The 14,383-nt window shown below is 64.8% G+C and carries 15 protein-coding genes; 7 read left to right on the top strand and 8 right to left on the bottom strand.

Annotation, left to right across the window (positions count from 1 at the left end):
* Window positions 1–24 precede the first annotated feature (24 nt).
* Complete coding sequence (locus XH87_RS18545) at window positions 25–1,131, bottom strand: 5-(carboxyamino)imidazole ribonucleotide synthase (RefSeq protein ID WP_271588381.1); 1,107 nt, start codon at window positions 1,129–1,131, stop codon at window positions 25–27.
* Window positions 1,128–1,616: a 5-(carboxyamino)imidazole ribonucleotide mutase gene (purE, locus tag XH87_RS18540; protein WP_035704706.1), complete on the bottom strand. Its 489-nt coding sequence runs from the start codon at window positions 1,614–1,616 to the stop codon at window positions 1,128–1,130. Before purE ends, XH87_RS18545 begins: the two co-directional genes overlap by 4 nt.
* A gap of 141 nt (window positions 1,617–1,757) precedes the next feature.
* Here purE and XH87_RS18535 point away from each other — a divergent pair, with 141 nt between their 5' ends.
* On the top strand, window positions 1,758–2,480 hold the full coding sequence (locus tag XH87_RS18535) for a GGDEF domain-containing protein (RefSeq protein ID WP_158669186.1): 723 nt from the start codon (window positions 1,758–1,760) through the stop codon (window positions 2,478–2,480).
* A gap of 2 nt (window positions 2,481–2,482) precedes the next feature.
* On the opposite strand, the gene XH87_RS18530 is transcribed toward XH87_RS18535, so the two are convergent.
* The 3 genes from XH87_RS18530 to XH87_RS18520 all read right to left on the bottom strand — a co-directional run bounded on the left by XH87_RS18530 (window position 2,483) and on the right by XH87_RS18520 (window position 3,310).
* A complete protein-coding gene (locus tag XH87_RS18530; RefSeq protein ID WP_158669185.1) occupies window positions 2,483–2,734 on the bottom strand; it encodes a hypothetical protein in 252 nt (83 codons plus the stop codon).
* A 22-nt stretch (window positions 2,735–2,756) separates the two neighbouring features.
* A complete protein-coding gene (locus tag XH87_RS18525; protein WP_158669184.1) occupies window positions 2,757–2,975 on the bottom strand; it encodes a hypothetical protein in 219 nt (72 codons plus the stop codon).
* A 128-nt stretch (window positions 2,976–3,103) separates the two neighbouring features.
* Complete coding sequence (locus XH87_RS18520; protein WP_008546179.1) at window positions 3,104–3,310, bottom strand: YdcH family protein; 207 nt, start codon at window positions 3,308–3,310, stop codon at window positions 3,104–3,106.
* Window positions 3,311–3,639: 329 nt separating this feature from the next.
* On the opposite strand from XH87_RS18520, the gene XH87_RS18515 reads away from it, so the two are divergent.
* Window positions 3,640–3,819: a YdcH family protein gene (locus XH87_RS18515; protein ID WP_025034152.1), complete on the top strand. Its 180-nt coding sequence runs from the start codon at window positions 3,640–3,642 to the stop codon at window positions 3,817–3,819.
* Between the two features lie 168 nt (window positions 3,820–3,987).
* Here XH87_RS18515 and XH87_RS18510 read toward each other — a convergent pair whose 3' ends face one another.
* Window positions 3,988–5,091 (bottom strand): NAD(P)/FAD-dependent oxidoreductase, encoded by a 1,104-nt coding sequence (locus tag XH87_RS18510; protein ID WP_035704714.1) that lies wholly within the window; start codon window positions 5,089–5,091, stop codon window positions 3,988–3,990.
* Window positions 5,092–5,293: 202 nt separating this feature from the next.
* Between XH87_RS18510 and XH87_RS18505 the strand changes: the two genes are divergently transcribed.
* Genes XH87_RS18505 through XH87_RS18485 form a run of 5 tightly spaced genes read left to right on the top strand, consistent with a single transcriptional unit; the run spans window position 5,294 to window position 12,449 of the window.
* Complete coding sequence (locus XH87_RS18505; protein ID WP_271588380.1) at window positions 5,294–7,981, top strand: sensor domain-containing protein; 2,688 nt, start codon at window positions 5,294–5,296, stop codon at window positions 7,979–7,981.
* A gap of 36 nt (window positions 7,982–8,017) precedes the next feature.
* Window positions 8,018–9,496, top strand: coding sequence for a glycerol-3-phosphate dehydrogenase (locus tag XH87_RS18500; protein WP_271588379.1), 1,479 nt, complete (start codon window positions 8,018–8,020; stop codon window positions 9,494–9,496).
* A gap of 52 nt (window positions 9,497–9,548) precedes the next feature.
* Complete coding sequence (locus tag XH87_RS18495) at window positions 9,549–10,721, top strand: ABC transporter ATP-binding protein (RefSeq protein ID WP_271588378.1); 1,173 nt, start codon at window positions 9,549–9,551, stop codon at window positions 10,719–10,721.
* A complete protein-coding gene (locus tag XH87_RS18490) occupies window positions 10,718–11,632 on the top strand; it encodes an ABC transporter permease (protein WP_271588377.1) in 915 nt (304 codons plus the stop codon). The genes XH87_RS18495 and XH87_RS18490 overlap by 4 nt, the downstream gene beginning before the upstream one ends.
* Window positions 11,633–11,636: 4 nt before the next feature.
* The gene (locus XH87_RS18485; RefSeq protein WP_271588376.1) at window positions 11,637–12,449 is read left to right on the top strand and encodes an ABC transporter permease; all 813 of its coding nucleotides are present in this window, start codon (window positions 11,637–11,639) and stop codon (window positions 12,447–12,449) included.
* 111 nt (window positions 12,450–12,560) lie between these two features.
* Here XH87_RS18485 and XH87_RS18480 read toward each other — a convergent pair whose 3' ends face one another.
* Window positions 12,561–13,427: a carbohydrate ABC transporter permease gene (locus XH87_RS18480; RefSeq protein ID WP_158669178.1), complete on the bottom strand. Its 867-nt coding sequence runs from the start codon at window positions 13,425–13,427 to the stop codon at window positions 12,561–12,563.
* Window positions 13,424–14,296 (bottom strand): carbohydrate ABC transporter permease, encoded by an 873-nt coding sequence (locus XH87_RS18475; RefSeq protein ID WP_035704723.1) that lies wholly within the window; start codon window positions 14,294–14,296, stop codon window positions 13,424–13,426. Before XH87_RS18475 ends, XH87_RS18480 begins: the two co-directional genes overlap by 4 nt.
* Window positions 14,297–14,383 lie beyond the last annotated feature (87 nt).

The following is a 14,383-nucleotide window of genomic DNA, read 5'->3' as shown; positions in this document are numbered from 1 at the left end:
TCGCAGGTCGAAGCTGCGGTCCCGCTACTTGCCTGTGGTGGGGTGCACCTGGGTGACGTGGCCCATCTTGCGGCCGGGGCGCGGCGTGCCCTTGCCGTAGATGTGCACGGTCGCGCCCGGCACGCTCAGCCAGTTTTCGTAGTCGTTGATCTCGTCGCCGATCAGGTTGGTCATGGTGACGACCTCGCCGTGGCGCAGGGGCTTGCCGAGCGGCCAGCCGGCGATGGCGCGGATGTGCTGCTCGAACTGCGAGACGGAGGCGCCATCGAGCGTCCAGTGTCCGGAATTGTGCACGCGCGGAGCGATCTCGTTGACCAGCACCTTCGGTCCGGTGCCATTGGAGAGCACGAACATCTCGACAGCGAGCACGCCGACATAGTCGAGCGCGCCCGCGATCTTGCCGCCGATGCTGCGCGCCTCCTCGGCGAGCGCATCCGGGATCGGCGCGGGCGCGCGGGATATCTTCAGAATGTGGTCGCGGTGCTCGTTCTCGGTGACGTCGAAGCATTCGACCTCGCCTGCGGCCGAGCGCGCGGCAATCACGGAGATCTCGCGCTCGAACGGCACAAAGGCCTCCAGGATCGCCGATTTGGTGGCGAGGCTGGTCCACACCTTCGCGATGTCATCGCCCTCGCGGATGATGGCCTGGCCCTTGCCGTCATAACCGAAGCGGCGGGTTTTCAGCACGGCCGGAAGCCCGATCCTGGCGATCGCCTCGCGCAGCGAGGAGACGGAGGTGACGTCGGCATAGGCTGCGGTGCCGATGCCGAGCCGCGTGACGAAATCCTTCTCGGCAAGCCGGTCCTGGGTGGTCTCGAGGATCCTGCGGTTGGGCAGCACCGGGCGGCGGGCATCCAGCACCATCGCGGCCGCTGCGGGCACGTTCTCGAATTCGTAGGTGATGACGTCGACGTCGCTCGCGAACAGCTCGAGCGCTTCGACATCGGCATATTCGGCGCAGGTTGCGTTCAGCACAACGTCGAAGGCCGGCGAGTCCGGATCGGGCGAGAACACCTGGCAGCGCAGGCCGAGCCGGGCCGCAGCCATGGCCAGCATTCGGCCCAATTGTCCGCCGCCGAGGATTCCGATGGTGTCGCCGGGCTTCAGCTTCACGTGCCTGGTGTCGGTCACGCCTTGTCCTCCGGGCGCTCGGCGACCGCCTCAGTCTGCGCCTTGCGCCAGGCGGCGAGGCGATCGGACAAGGCCGGGTCGGACAATGCCAGCACGGCGGCTGCAAGCAGCGCGGCGTTGATCGCTCCGGCCTTGCCGATGGCGAGGGTGCCGACCGGAATGCCCGCTGGCATCTGGACGATCGAATAGAGCGAATCGACGCCTTTGAGCGTCTTGGATTCGACGGGAACGCCGAATACGGGGAGTTCCGTCAACGCCGCCGCCATGCCGGGCAGGTGTGCAGCGCCACCGGCGCCGGCAATGATGACCTTGTAACCCGCAGCCTTGGCGCCCTTGGCGAAAGAAAACAGCCGGTCGGGGGTGCGGTGTGCCGAGACGACGCGGCTGTCGGCGGCAATTCCGAGCGCTTCGAGCGTGTCGGCGGCATGCCGCATCGTGTCCCAGTCCGACTGGCTTCCCATGATGATGGCGATCGGCGCGGTCATGACGTCAATTGTGTCCGGAAAAACAGAATGATGGGCCAGATTAACGGTTCCGGCCGGCGGCTCGCAAGGCGGTGGCAAGGAGAAGGGAATCCACTATCCTGTCTTGGTGAATCCCCGCAAGCCTTCATTGAGCAGGTGCCCATGAAGAAACCAAGAAGGGCGAGTGCTGCGAAGGCCAAAACGGGCCGGAAGACCAGCACCGACCGATCCAAAGCCGCCCTCAAGCGGCTGACCGGGCGTCCGGCGAGGCCGCCGCGGCGTGCCGCGTCGGGCGATGATGGAGCCAGGGACGTCAGGGCGACAATCCGGGGCTTGCGGACCAAGCTCAAGGAGGCGCAGCGCCGGGTCGCGGAACTGGAAGCTGCGGCCGACACCGATTTCCTGCTCGCGATTCCCAACCGGCGCGGCTTCGAGCGCGAGCTCGCGCGCGCCATCGCCTATATGAAGCGCTACCGCGCCAGCGGGGCGCTGATCGTGCTCGACGTCGATCGGCTGAAGCCGATCAACGATTCATTCGGTCATGCCGCCGGCGACGAGGTGCTCAAGGCGATCGTCGCCACGCTGACGCGGCAGGTCCGCGCCTCTGACGTGGTTGGCCGGCTCGGCGGCGACGAATTCGCGCTGCTGCTCTGGAATCTCACCGAGACCGATGCCAAGGCGAAGGCCGCGGCTTTCGAGCAGGCGATCGACGAATTGTCCTTCGTCTTTCGCGGCCAACACGTGACCGCGGGCGCCTCCGCCGGCGTCGCGCTGCTGGGGGCGCAGTCCGACGCCGGCCGCGCCCTGGAGGAGGCGGATGCCGCCATGTACGTGCGCAAGGCGTGTCGGCGGCACGAGCCGCGGATCAGGCTGATCGGCAGCTGAACTTACAGTGTCCCCAGATCTTCCGGCACGCTGCCGAATTTACGCAGCAGCCTGGCGTCGCCGAATTCGCCGGTCATGGGATCGCCGCTGCGGCTGAACGCGACCGCGCCGATGTGGCCGGCACCGTGTGCCAATATCTCGGCGCGTCGCAGCGCGGCGGCCGAGCTCTGGCATTCCTCGGCAGTGCCCGCGACCGGCGAGCCGTCGGCATCGATCAAGAAGGGCATTGCAACGTAATAGGTCACATCCGACATGGCGTTGCTCCAAAGATGAAACTCAGGCGGCGCTGCTTCCGCCCCGCATCCTGCCGCGCGAAGTTTCCGGAACACAGCCGGCGGAAATCGCCGCCTGCAATTCCTCCAACTCGGCTTCGAGATATTCATTGGCCATGATCAGTGCCTTGATCGTGCTGCGCAGATTGCCGTCACACATCGCGATCGCCTGATCACAGGCCTGTTCATAATGGCTGTTGTCGAGAAGGGGCGTTGCCGACATCTGCGTTGTCCTCGTGTCGTGGGCTTAGGCGTCTTCTGAGGAGTTGGGTTCTCTGGAATGTTCCTATTTTGTTCTTTTTGAGTCAAGCGGATTCCTGCGGCTGAGCCGTAGCGAGGCCGGCTCGCGGATCAGGCTATGATGTCGGGGGTAATCTGGTCTTCGATGAACGCTATGCGGTCACGCAACAACAGCTTGCGCTTCTTCAGCCGCTGTAACCGCAATAGGTCGGGGGCCGGCGATTGATGCAGTGCATCGATCGCTGCGTCGAGATCTCGGTGTTCCTGCTGCAACCGGGTGAGCTCGGCTTCGAGCTCACGCTCGTCTTCATTGGTCATGTCTGCGGTGGCCAAAAGCCGATAGGCGTGAGATCTGGGCTGTGGATGCCCTGTGGAAATTATCGTCCTTGCGCAGCGTGATCGCAAGCGATCTGCGACCCTCGCTCGCCGATCTCCCGCAGCATATTTCTGCAGGTAGCTGCGGCGTTGCGCAGGCGCATTGATATCATGGATTTTTCCCGCGTGGTTCCCTTAGTCACGCTTCGTTGCACATGAACTTTCAAAAATGACGCTGCGATGACGGATACCCATCGACAGGACGAATCGGTGATGTAGACTTGTTCGTCCGGATCGAATCCTGAGGTTCAACCCTACCGAGGAGGTTTCGAATGACAATTCAGGCACATCTTGTTGAATTGGAACGGAAGCACAAACTTCTCGAAAACGAATTGCACGAAGCTCTCGTGCACCTTTCAACAGACGACCTGCAAATTGTTGAATTGAAGCGCCGGAAGTTGATGGTCAAGGACCAGATCGAGCGTCTGAAGCAAGGCGATACGCTCCACTAGCAGCCCCCGTAATAGCGTAGAGTTGATCACATCCTTTCACGCAGGGATGAAAGCGTTCGTGCTCATCCCTGCCGCAAGGTCGAACCGCGCAAGATGCTCGCGCGGCGCCTGCCTTGTCTGGATGCGCTGTCTTGACGCCAGCCGGTATGCACTTCCCTCGAAAACGCTCTAGATGTCTGCGAGCTCGGCGACGTGGTCGGCGATCGCGAGCGACGACGTCAGTCCCGGGGATTCGATACCGAACAGGTTGATCAAGCCTGCGACGCCGTGATCGCGCGGGCCCTGCATCAAAAAGTCCTGCGTGGCCACCGCCGGCGGCACGATCTTCGGGCGGATGCCCGAATAGCTCGGCATCAGCGCCCCGTCGGGCAGCGTCGGCCAGTACTTGCGGATCGCCGGATAGAAGCGCTCGGCGCGTGACGGATCGACCTCGTAGTTGATCGCCTCGATCCACTCGACGTCGGGACCGAAGCGTGCCTGCCCTGCCATGTCCAGGGTCAGATGTACTCCTAGCCCGCCGGGTTCGGGCACCGGATAGATCAGGTGCGAGAACGGCGCCTTGGCGTTGCAGCTGAAGTAGTTTCCCTTGGCGAGATAGGCCGGCGGAATCCGGTCCAGCGGCATGCCGTCGATGTTGCGCGCCACCGTCGTCGCCGACAGCCCGGCGGCGTTGACGAGGAGGCTGCATTGCAACGTCATCGGCGCTTCGCCGCCGGCCTCGACCTCGACGACGCCGGCCGTCGCCTTGGCGCGGATCAGCGGGGTGTGAAACGCGAAGGCCGCGCCGGCGTCCTCGGCCTCGCCGCGCAGCGAGAGCATGTAGGCGTGGCTGTCGATGATCCCGGTCGAGGGCGAGAGCAGCGCGGCATCGCAGGCGAGCGCCGGCTCCAGCGCGCGTGCCGCCTCGCCCGTGAGCAGCTGCATGTCGAGCACGCCATTGGCCTCGGCGTGCGCCTTGATCAATTGCAGCTTCTCGGTTTCCTTCGCATTGGTCGCGACGATCAGCTTGCCGCAATTCTTGTGGGGGATGCCGCGCTCGGCGCAATAGCGGTAGAGCGCGTGCTTGCCGCTGACGCACATGCGCGCCATCCAGCTCCCGGCGCGGTAGTAGATGCCGGCATGGATCACCTCGCTGTTGCGCGAGGAGGTAATGGTGCCGATGGCCTCGGCTTCCTCGAGCACGATGACCTCGCGCCCGGCCTGGGCGAGCTTCCGGGCCACCGCGAGCCCGACCACGCCGGCTCCGATGACGATGCAATCGACCTTATCCATGGTGGTGCAGGATGTCCGCCGGAAGCGCCGGTGGCAATGGACCCGGGAACGAGGGCGCGGGATCGTTTTCCGTTAAGGAAGCATTTATCATGTCAGGGCAATTGCCGTATTTGGCGTCACATTTTTCTGTTGCGCGTACAGGCGTTTACCCGATCCAAACCCGCGAGGCCAGACAATCCGACGTTGAAATCGCGGGTGGCTGATGGCTGAGAAGAACTGGCAACTGGGCAGCACGCTTCCGATTGCTGTGCAGGCCGTTCTGTGCCTGGCCGGTGCGGTCACGCCTGCGGGTGCCCTTGCGGTATCAGACGGCTTCACCGCTCCGGGCGATCTCGACAAGCTCGCTCCCAACGCGGTCTGGGAAGCCCTGATCGCGGGCATCGTCGTGTGCTCGTTCCTTGCCGCTGTCGCGTTGTGGATTCATTCCTCGCTGCGCCAGTCCAGGCGTTTGCAGCTGCGGCGCAACGCCTTCATCTCCTCCGCCATGAACAATCTCAACCAGGGCGTGGTGATGACGGATGCCCAGCGCCGCGTCATCTTCTGCAACGATCGCTATCTCGATATCTACGGCCTGACACGGTCGCATATCCGGGCCAAGATGAGCGGCCGCGAGCTGCTCGACCTGCGACGTCGGCGCGGGGTGCTCGGCGGCGCGTCCGATGACGAGTTCTACGAGAGCGCGGCAAGCCCCAACGGCCTGATCACCGAACTGCCGGACGGACGGGCCATTCTGGTGAAATTCTTCGTGCTGCCGAACGGCGGCTCGGTGGCGACGCATCTCGACGTCAGCGAGCAGCGCAAGCTGTCGCGGCAGCTTGCCTCCACCAAGCAATTCCTGGAATCGGTGCTCGACCATGTGCCGGCCTGCGTGGCGGCCAAGAACATCGAGGACGGCCGCTACATCTTCGCGAACAGCGCCTACGAGCGGTTCTGGGAATTGTCGCGGGACTTCGCCGTCGGCAGGAATGCGCGGGAGCTGTTTGCGCCGCGCTCGGCGGCCAGCATCGAGGCGGCCGACCGGGCGGCGCTCGATGCGCCGGATGGCCAGTACCGCAATGAGTTCGAGGTCGACCGCGCCGGTGCGCGGCGCATGGTCGCCTCGATCCGGATCGTGGTCCGCAACGAGAGCAACAAGCCCGAATTTCTGCTTATCGTGTTCGAGGACATCACCGATCGCCGCTCGTTGTCGCAGGAGCTGGAGAGCACCAAGAAGTTCCTCGAGCTCGTGGTCGACAACATCCCGGTGGCGCTGATCGTGGAACAGGTCAAGGACGGCCGCTATCTGCTCGCCAACCGCAGCGCGGAGACGATCCTCAACCGCAGGCGTGAGGAAGCCACCGGCCTGACCGCTTCCGACATTTTCAACGCCAAGGAAGCCAAGCTGATCATCGCGCGCGATGAGGCCGCGATCAAGAAGCGCGGGATGATCACCGAGGAGCATCCGATCTCCACCAAGGACGGCCTGCGGCTGTTCCTCACCCGCCGCGCCACAGTGCTCAACGATGCCGGCGAGCCGCAATATCTGATCAAGACCCACGAGGACGTCACCGACCGCCGGCAGACCGAGTCGCGCATGGCGCATATGGCCTATCACGACGGCCTCACCGATCTGCCGAACCGCGCCGCCTTCCTGCAGGCGCTGACCCAGATGATCGAGGCCTGCGAAGGAACCCGCGAGGAGTTTGCGGTGCTCTGCGTCGACCTCGACGGGCTCAAGGAGGTCAACGACGTCTTCGGCCATGCGCTCGGCGACAAGCTCCTGATCGAGGTGGCCCATCGGCTCCAGGACTCCGCGCGTGGCGGCGTGGTGGCGCGCCTGTCCGGCGACGAGTTCGGTCTTATCATCGACGGCAAGCAGCCGGACGCGGGCCTTGCGCTGGCGCAGCAGCTCGGCGAGGCCGTCGCTAAGGAGTTCCAGATCGACGGCCGGTCGGTGCGCGCCGGCGCTACCACCGGCATGGCGATCTTCCCGCACAATGGCACTGATGGCGCCTCGCTGCTCGCCAATGCCGGTGCGGCGTTGTTCCGCGCCAAGCAGAAGTCGCGCGGCACGATCAGCCTCTACCAGCCGGAGATGGACCAGCAGATCCGCGATCGTCGCGTGCTGCATCAGGATCTCTCGATGGCGGTCAAGAACGGTGAGCTCTCGCTCGCCTTCCAGCCGCAGGCGGCCGCGGGTCACAGCGTCGCCGAGAGCGAGATCATCGGATTCGAGGCGCTGGCGCGCTGGCAGCATCCGGTGCGCGGCCAGGTCTCGCCCGCCGAATTCATCCCGATCGCCGAGGAGAGCGGCCTCATCGTCGAGATGGGCGAGTGGATCCTGCGCGAGGCCTGCCGCGAGGCGGCATCCTGGCCCAAGCCGCTCCAGGTCGCGGTCAATCTGTCGCCGGCGCAGTTCATGCATGGTGACGTGGTTGGCCTCGTCCATTCGATCCTGATCGAGACGGGCCTTGCACCGGGCCGGCTCGAGCTCGAAATCACCGAGGGCGTGCTGATCGAGGATTTCGATCGCGGCCTCGCACTGCTGCGCCGCCTGAAGGCGCTCGGTGTCCGCATCTCCATGGATGATTTCGGCAGCGGCTACTCCTCGCTGAGCTATCTCCAGGCATTCCCGTTCGACAAGATCAAGATCGACCGCGCCTTCATCATCAATCTCGGCCGCAACCCGCAATCCGCGGCGATCGTGCGCGCGGTGATCGATCTCGGCCACGGGCTCGAAATGTCGATCATCGCCGAGGGCGTCGAGACCGTCGACCAGCTCGTCTTCCTCGCCAAGGAGGGCTGTGACGGCGTGCAGGGCTATCTGCTCGGCAAGCCGCTGCCGATCGGGAGATATGCCGGCCTCGTCGGCCGCACAGAGACCATGGAGCTTGCGCTCAAGACCGGCTAGAGATGATGGGGCACATCGCTCCCATTCGACAGCCTCATGGCGGATTACGACCTCGCGATCATCGGCGGCGGCCTGAACGGTGTCAGCCTCGCCCGCGATGCGGCCGGCCGCGGTCTGCGCGTGATTCTGTTCGAGCAAGGCGATCTCGGCGGCGCCGCATCGTCGGCAACACCGCGGCTGATCCACGGCGATCTCTCGGTGCTGGAGCGCCGCGGCTTCCGGCGGGTGCGCCGGGCTCTGGCCGAGCGCCGCACCTGGCTCCGGATCGCGCCGCATCTGGTCCGGCCGATGCGCTTCGTGCTTCCCGCGCATTCGGACGAGCGTCCACCGTGGCTGCTGCGCGCCGGTCTATTCCTCTATGACAGCCTCGCCGGCCGGAGCGGACTGCCCGGATCGACGACTCTCGACATCACCCATCATCCGGTCGGCAACGAGCTGAAGCGTCCGCTCGGCACCGCGTTCGAATATTCGGACTGCGTCATCGACGATTCCCGCCTCGTCGTGCTCACGGCGCTGGATGCGGCCGAACGTGGCGCGGCGATCCGGACCGGGGCACGCTGCGTGCGTGCCGACAGAACCGACGTCTGGCGGCTCGCGGTGGTCGATCGCGGCCATCGCCGCGCGATCACGACCCGCGCGCTGGCCAACGCCACCGGAGCCTGGACGCCGCTGGTCGCGGAAACCGTGCTGCGGCAATCGCAGCCAACCATGGCTGCCACGCAGATGAGCCAGATCATCGTGCTGCGGCTGTTCGAGTCCGATAACGTCTACGTTTTCCAGAACAGCGACGGCCGGCTGATTTTCGCGAGTCCGTTCGAGCGTGACTTCACTCTGATCGGCACGGTGACTCGTGACTTCACCGGCGATCCCGCGATCGTGGCAATGCCCGGGGCCGATGTCAGCTATCTCTGCGAAGCGGCCAGCCGCTACTTCCGCGAGCGCGTTACCCCGACCGACGTAGTCCGGACGGTCTCCGGCGTCAACCTGACGCTGGCATCCGCACGCAGACGTGACGGCACGACCCTGTTCCACGCGCGCCGGCGCAAGGCGCCGTTGATCACGATGTTCGGCGGCGACGTCACGACATCGCGCCTGCGCGCGGAGCGAGCGATAGCGAAGCTGACGCCGTTCTATCCGATGTCGCCGCGCTGGACCGCCGGCGCGGCGCTGCCCGGCGGCGACTTTGCCTGGGATCGTTTCGACACGGAGGTCGATCTCGCACGCGAGCGCTGGCGGTTCCTCTCGGAGCCCGAAGCTCAGCGCTTGATCGCGGCCTATGGCTCGCGATTGCCGGCGGTGCTCGGCGGGGCCAAGACCCGCGACGATCTCGGCCCCGCCTTCGGTCCCGAACTGACCGGCGCCGAGGTGCGCTATCTGATGGCCTGCGAATGGGCTCGCTTCCCCGACGACATCCTGTGGCGCCGCTCTAAGCTCGGTTTGACCATGCCCGCAGCGGGCCACGACGCGCTGGCCGCGTTCATGGCAAGTGTGAACGATTCATCCCGAACCGGTTGAGCTGGGGACGATCGGCCGCTAGCGTGTGGCGGAATCGGGGTTGGCGGGGACCATGACGGACGAGTTGCCCAGAACAGACACCGCGACCAATGCGGTCGGTGGAGATCCGTATCCGGCCGCAGGGCAGCCGTTGCTGCGGATCGAAGGCGTCGCCAAGACGTTCGGGACGTTCCGCGCCGTCGAAGGCGTCTCGCTCGACATCAAGGCCGGCGAGTTCTTCGCGCTGCTCGGTCCCAGCGGCTGCGGCAAGACCACGCTCCTGCGCATGCTTGCCGGCTTCGAGGCGCCGGACGAGGGGCGCATCCTGCTCGGCGGCAAGGACATCGCGCAGGCGCTGCCGCACGAGCGTCCGATCAACATGATGTTCCAGAACTATGCGCTGTTCCCGCATCTGTCGGTGCGCGACAACATCGCCTTCGGCCTGAAGCGCGCCGGGATGCCGCGCGCCGACATCGCCACCCGCGTCGCGGAGATGGTCGCGCTGGTGAAGCTCGAGGGGCTTGAGAAGCGCAAGCCTGACCAGCTCTCCGGCGGCCAGCGCCAGCGCGTGGCGCTCGCCCGCGCGCTGGCGCGGCGGCCGCAATTGCTGCTGCTCGACGAGCCGCTCGCCGCGCTGGACAAGAAGCTGCGCGAGAGCACGCAAGGCGAGCTGATGGAGCTGCAACGGCGGCTCGGCATGACCTTCATCATCGTCACCCACGATCAGGAGGAGGCGATGACGATGGCGAGTCGGATCGGCGTGATGAAGGCCGGCAAGCTCGCCCAGGTCGCGAGTCCTCGCGAACTCTACGAGGCGCCACGCTCGCGCTGGATCGCGGAGTTCGTGGGCGACATCAATCTGTTCGACGGCGAGTCCAAATTGCGCGATGGTCATCGTCTGGTCATCGGCACGCGTGATGCGGGTGCGCTGGTGGTGGCCGAGCCGCGCGAACCGCTCGGCGCAGGAAAACTGGCGGTCGCGATCCGCCCCGAGAAGGTGAAGCTGTCGCGCCGCGGTCCCGTGAGTGAGGCCGGTCATGAAACGGCGATCAATCGGCTGGACGGCGTGGTCGCGGACATCTGTTATCTCGGCGGCACCACCACCTACAAGGTGAAGCTCGACACCGGCGGCATGGTTCAGGCTTCGGTCGTCAACAGTGCACGCATCGACGTCGACGCCTACAGCCTGAACCAGCACGTCGTCGCCTGGTTCACGCCCGACGATTGCGTGGTGTTGCTGTCATGAACTCCCGCCGCATCTTCGCGCGACCGGCGCGCTTTGCCGCGATCGCACCCTATGTCTGGATGGTGCTGTTCTTCCTGGTGCCGTTCGCCTTCGTGTTGAAGATCAGCCTGTCACAGACGGCGATCGCACAGCCGCCCTACGAGCCAGTGTTCGACCTGGCGGCGGGATGGGACGCGCTCAGGGGCGCCTTTGCCGCGCTCTCGATCGACAGTTTCAGGCTGCTCGTCTCCGACGACATCTACGTGTTCGCCTATGTGCGCAGCCTCACCGTTGCCGCCACGGCGACCGCGCTGCTGCTCCTGATCGGCTATCCCATCGCCTATGGCATGGCGCGATTACCAAAACGCTGGCAGGCGGTGGCGATGGTGCTGGTGATCGTGCCGTTCTGGACCTCGTTCCTGATCCGCATCTATGCCTGGATCAACATCCTCCAGCACGACGGCCTGCTCAACCAGATCCTGCTGGCGCTGCATCTGGTCAGCCAGCCCGTGGTTTGGCTTTCCACCGACACCGCGATGTATATCGGCATCGTCTATTCCTACTTGCCGTTCATGATCCTGCCGCTCTACGCCACGCTCGCCAAGATGGAGCCGGCGCTGGAGGAGGCGGCCTCCGATCTCGGCGCGCCACCCTGGCAGGTGTTCTGGCTCGTCACTTTTCCGTTGTCGCTGCCCGGCGTCGGCGCCGGCGTGCTGCTGTGCTTCATCCCGATCGTCGGCGAATTCGTCATTCCAGACCTTTTGGCCGGCTCCAACTCGCTGATGATCGGCCAGACCCTGTGGCTGGAATTCTTCACCAACAAGGACTGGCCGGTTGCCTCCGCCGCGGCCATCGTGCTGCTGGTGGTTCTGCTGGTCCCGCTGCTGCTGTACGAGCGGCTGCAGAAGCGGCAGCTGGAGCAGGGGCGCTGAGGCTATGCGCAAAATCCCCCGTCTGTCCCGCTTCAACGTCGCCTCGCTCGCGCTGGGCCTGGCATTCCTCTATCTGCCGATCCTCATCCTCGTCATCTATTCCTTCAACGCCTCGCGTCTTGTGACGGTGTGGGGCGGCTGGTCGCTGCGCTGGTATCAGGAATTCTTCAATGACCGCGCCATGATCGAGGCGGCCTGGATGAGCCTGCGGGTCGCGGTCTCCTCCGCCACCATCGCGACGCTGCTCGGTACGCTCGCTGCGGTCGCGCTGTCGCGCGGCGAGCGCTTTCGCGGCCGCACGCTGTTCTCCGGCATGCTCTATGCGCCGCTGGTGATGCCGGAGGTGATCACCGGATTGTCGCTGCTGCTGCTGTTCGTCGCCCTAAACGCGGAGCGCGGCTTCTGGACGGTGACGATCGCCCACACCACGCTGACGATGTGCTTCGTTGCTGTGGTGGTGCAGTCCCGCCTCGGCTCGCTCGATCGTTCGCTCGAGGAGGCCGCGATGGACCTTGGCTGCGACCCGGTGCGCGCCTTTCTGTCGGTGACGCTGCCGCTGATCGCGCCCGCGATCGTTGCCGGCTGGATGCTGGCCTTCACGCTGTCGCTCGATGATCTTGTGATCGCGAGCTTCACCACCGGTCCCGGCTCGGCGACGCTGCCGATCCGCATCTATTCGGAGGTGCGGCTCGGGGTGAAGCCCGAGATCAACGCGATCTGCACGCTGGTGATTGCCGTGATCGCGGTGGTCATCGTCATCGCTTCGCTCGCTTCGAAACTGTCGAGCTCGCAGGGCGAGAGCGCGGCGCCGCTGTAGCGGAAAGTGTCATTCCGGGCGATGCGAAGCATCGAACTACGGTGCGCAATTGCGCACCTGAGAATCTCGAGATTCCGGGTTCGCGCTGCGCGCGCCACGGAATGACACCATTTACGACTTCACCGCGCCCGCCGTGAGCCCGCCCACCATGTAGCGGCGGAAGGCGTAATAGACCGCGGCCGGCGGCAGCGCGTAGATGAAGCCGGTGGTCATCAGCAGCTCCCACGGCGAATCGTCGGCAGCGAGGAAGTTGCCGAGTGCGACGGGGAGGGTGATATCGCGGTCGTTGGACAGCAACAGGAACGCGTAGAGATATTCGTTCCAGGCCAGCAGCACGGCATAGGTTCCGATCGCGACCAGCGAAGGCATCATCAGCGGCAGGTAGACCAGGCGGAAGATCTGCAGCGTGGTGGCGCCGTCCATGACCGCGGCCTCATCCAGTTCGACCGGCAGCTTGTCGGAGGCCTGCTTGAGCACCCAGATCGCGTAGGGGCTGGCGATGGTCACCATGGCCAGGATCAGCGACCAGTGATTGTTGAGCAAGCCGTAATTGCCCATGGTGCGGTACATCGGCACGGCGAGGAAGGCCGCGGGGATGAAGTAGGTGAAGAGCGCGAGGTTCAGCACGGCGCGTCCGCCCGGCACCTTCAACCGCGAGATCGAGAAAGCCGCAGCGGTCGCGATGAACAGCGTCAGCACGCCGACGGAAACGGCGATCACCGTGGAATTCCAGAACTGGACGTAGAAATCGCGGAGGAAATAGTGCTGCTGCTTGAACACGATCTCGAAGTTGTGCAGCGTCGGATGGTCCGGCCACAGCTTGCCCGAGAACGCGTCCTCCTTCGGGGAGATCGCGAACAGGAACATGTGATAGATCGGGATCATCGTCCACAGGAAGACGGGGATGCCGATCAGCAGCAGCCGCGCTTCGGTCGCGACTTCGCGCCAGGAAAACTGTCTTACGCCGGGGAGCTTCATCGCGACAACCGTTTCATCATGAAGTACACGAGCGGCAGGACGAACGGCATCGCGCAGACGATGGATGCCATCGCCAGCGAGAGCTGGTCGAGCCGGAGATAGCGGATGCCGAGCGTCGCCAGCACGTGCGTGAGGTCGGCAGGTCCCCCGCCGGTGAGCAGGTAGACGCTGTTGAAATCGCCGAGCGTCCAGATCATCGAGAGCAGCGTGCAGGTGACGTAGAGCGTCTGCATCGAGGGCCAGGTGATGAAGCGGAATTTCTGCCACCAGCTCGCGCCGTCCACCTCGGCGGCTTCGAACAGGTCGTGCGAGATCGCGAGGCGCCCGGTGATCAGGATCAGCGTCCAGAACGGCAGCGACTTCCAGATGTGCACGGCGATCGCCATGGTCAGCGCCACCGTCGGATCGTTCAGCCAGTTCGGGCCGTCATCGCCGGTCAAGGAGAAGATGTAGTGGTTGATCATGCCCCATTCGGGATTGAGCATGAAGCGCACCGACAGGATGGTCGGGATCGACGGCACCGCCCAGGGCAGGATGAAGATCACCGAGAGCCATTTGATCCAGGTGCGCTGCTGGGCGAAGAAGCCGGACAGGAACAGCGCGATCAACATCTTGATGTTGATGCCGATGACCAGGAAGATCAGCGTGTTGACCGCGGCGCGCGCAAAGATCGGATCATTGTAGAGCGCCACATAATTTGACGGGGCCCGCGCCAGCCACAGCCCGTAGCCGACGGGATAGACGACGAAGGCAAGGAAAACGAGCAGATAGGGCGCGAGCAGGATGATTCCCCAGACCTGCGCCGGGGTCAGCCGCGACGACAAGGGCGGGCCGGGGATTGCCTGATCGCCAGAGAGCGTGATCGCCATTCTTTCGAACTCTTCAAGGAGAAGCCGGCCGCGAAACGCGGCCGGTGTTGTTCTTGCATCCTCTCCCGCAACGCGGAGAAAGGGGCG

The sequence above is a fragment of the Bradyrhizobium sp. CCBAU 53415 genome, from assembly GCF_028128735.1.
Classification (GTDB): domain Bacteria; phylum Pseudomonadota; class Alphaproteobacteria; order Rhizobiales; family Xanthobacteraceae; genus Bradyrhizobium.
This window is presented reverse-complemented; position numbering and strand designations above follow the sequence as displayed.

Bases quoted from the DNA above. Each gene is read 5' to 3' on its own strand.
- purE (WP_035704706.1), bottom strand. From the start codon at position 1,616: ATGACCGCGCCGATCGCCATCATCATGGGAAGCCAGTCGGACTGGGAC.
- XH87_RS18510 (WP_035704714.1), bottom strand. From the start codon at position 5,091: ATGGATAAGGTCGATTGCATCGTCATCGGAGCCGGCGTGGTCGGGCTC.
- XH87_RS18525 (WP_158669184.1), bottom strand. From the start codon at position 2,975: ATGTCGGCAACGCCCCTTCTCGACAACAGCCATTATGAACAGGCCTGT.
- XH87_RS18480 (WP_158669178.1), bottom strand. From the start codon at position 13,427: ATGAAGCTCCCCGGCGTAAGACAGTTTTCCTGGCGCGAAGTCGCGACC.
- XH87_RS18515 (WP_025034152.1), top strand. From the start codon at position 3,640: ATGACAATTCAGGCACATCTTGTTGAATTGGAACGGAAGCACAAACTT.
- XH87_RS18520 (WP_008546179.1), bottom strand. From the start codon at position 3,310: ATGACCAATGAAGACGAGCGTGAGCTCGAAGCCGAGCTCACCCGGTTG.
- XH87_RS18495 (WP_271588378.1), top strand. From the start codon at position 9,549: ATGACGGACGAGTTGCCCAGAACAGACACCGCGACCAATGCGGTCGGT.
- XH87_RS18485 (WP_271588376.1), top strand. From the start codon at position 11,637: ATGCGCAAAATCCCCCGTCTGTCCCGCTTCAACGTCGCCTCGCTCGCG.
- XH87_RS18500 (WP_271588379.1), top strand. From the start codon at position 8,018: ATGGCGGATTACGACCTCGCGATCATCGGCGGCGGCCTGAACGGTGTC.
- XH87_RS18530 (WP_158669185.1), bottom strand. From the start codon at position 2,734: ATGTCGGATGTGACCTATTACGTTGCAATGCCCTTCTTGATCGATGCC.
- XH87_RS18490 (WP_271588377.1), top strand. From the start codon at position 10,718: ATGAACTCCCGCCGCATCTTCGCGCGACCGGCGCGCTTTGCCGCGATC.
- XH87_RS18475 (WP_035704723.1), bottom strand. From the start codon at position 14,296: ATGGCGATCACGCTCTCTGGCGATCAGGCAATCCCCGGCCCGCCCTTG.
- XH87_RS18505 (WP_271588380.1), top strand. From the start codon at position 5,294: ATGGCTGAGAAGAACTGGCAACTGGGCAGCACGCTTCCGATTGCTGTG.
- XH87_RS18535 (WP_158669186.1), top strand. From the start codon at position 1,758: ATGAAGAAACCAAGAAGGGCGAGTGCTGCGAAGGCCAAAACGGGCCGG.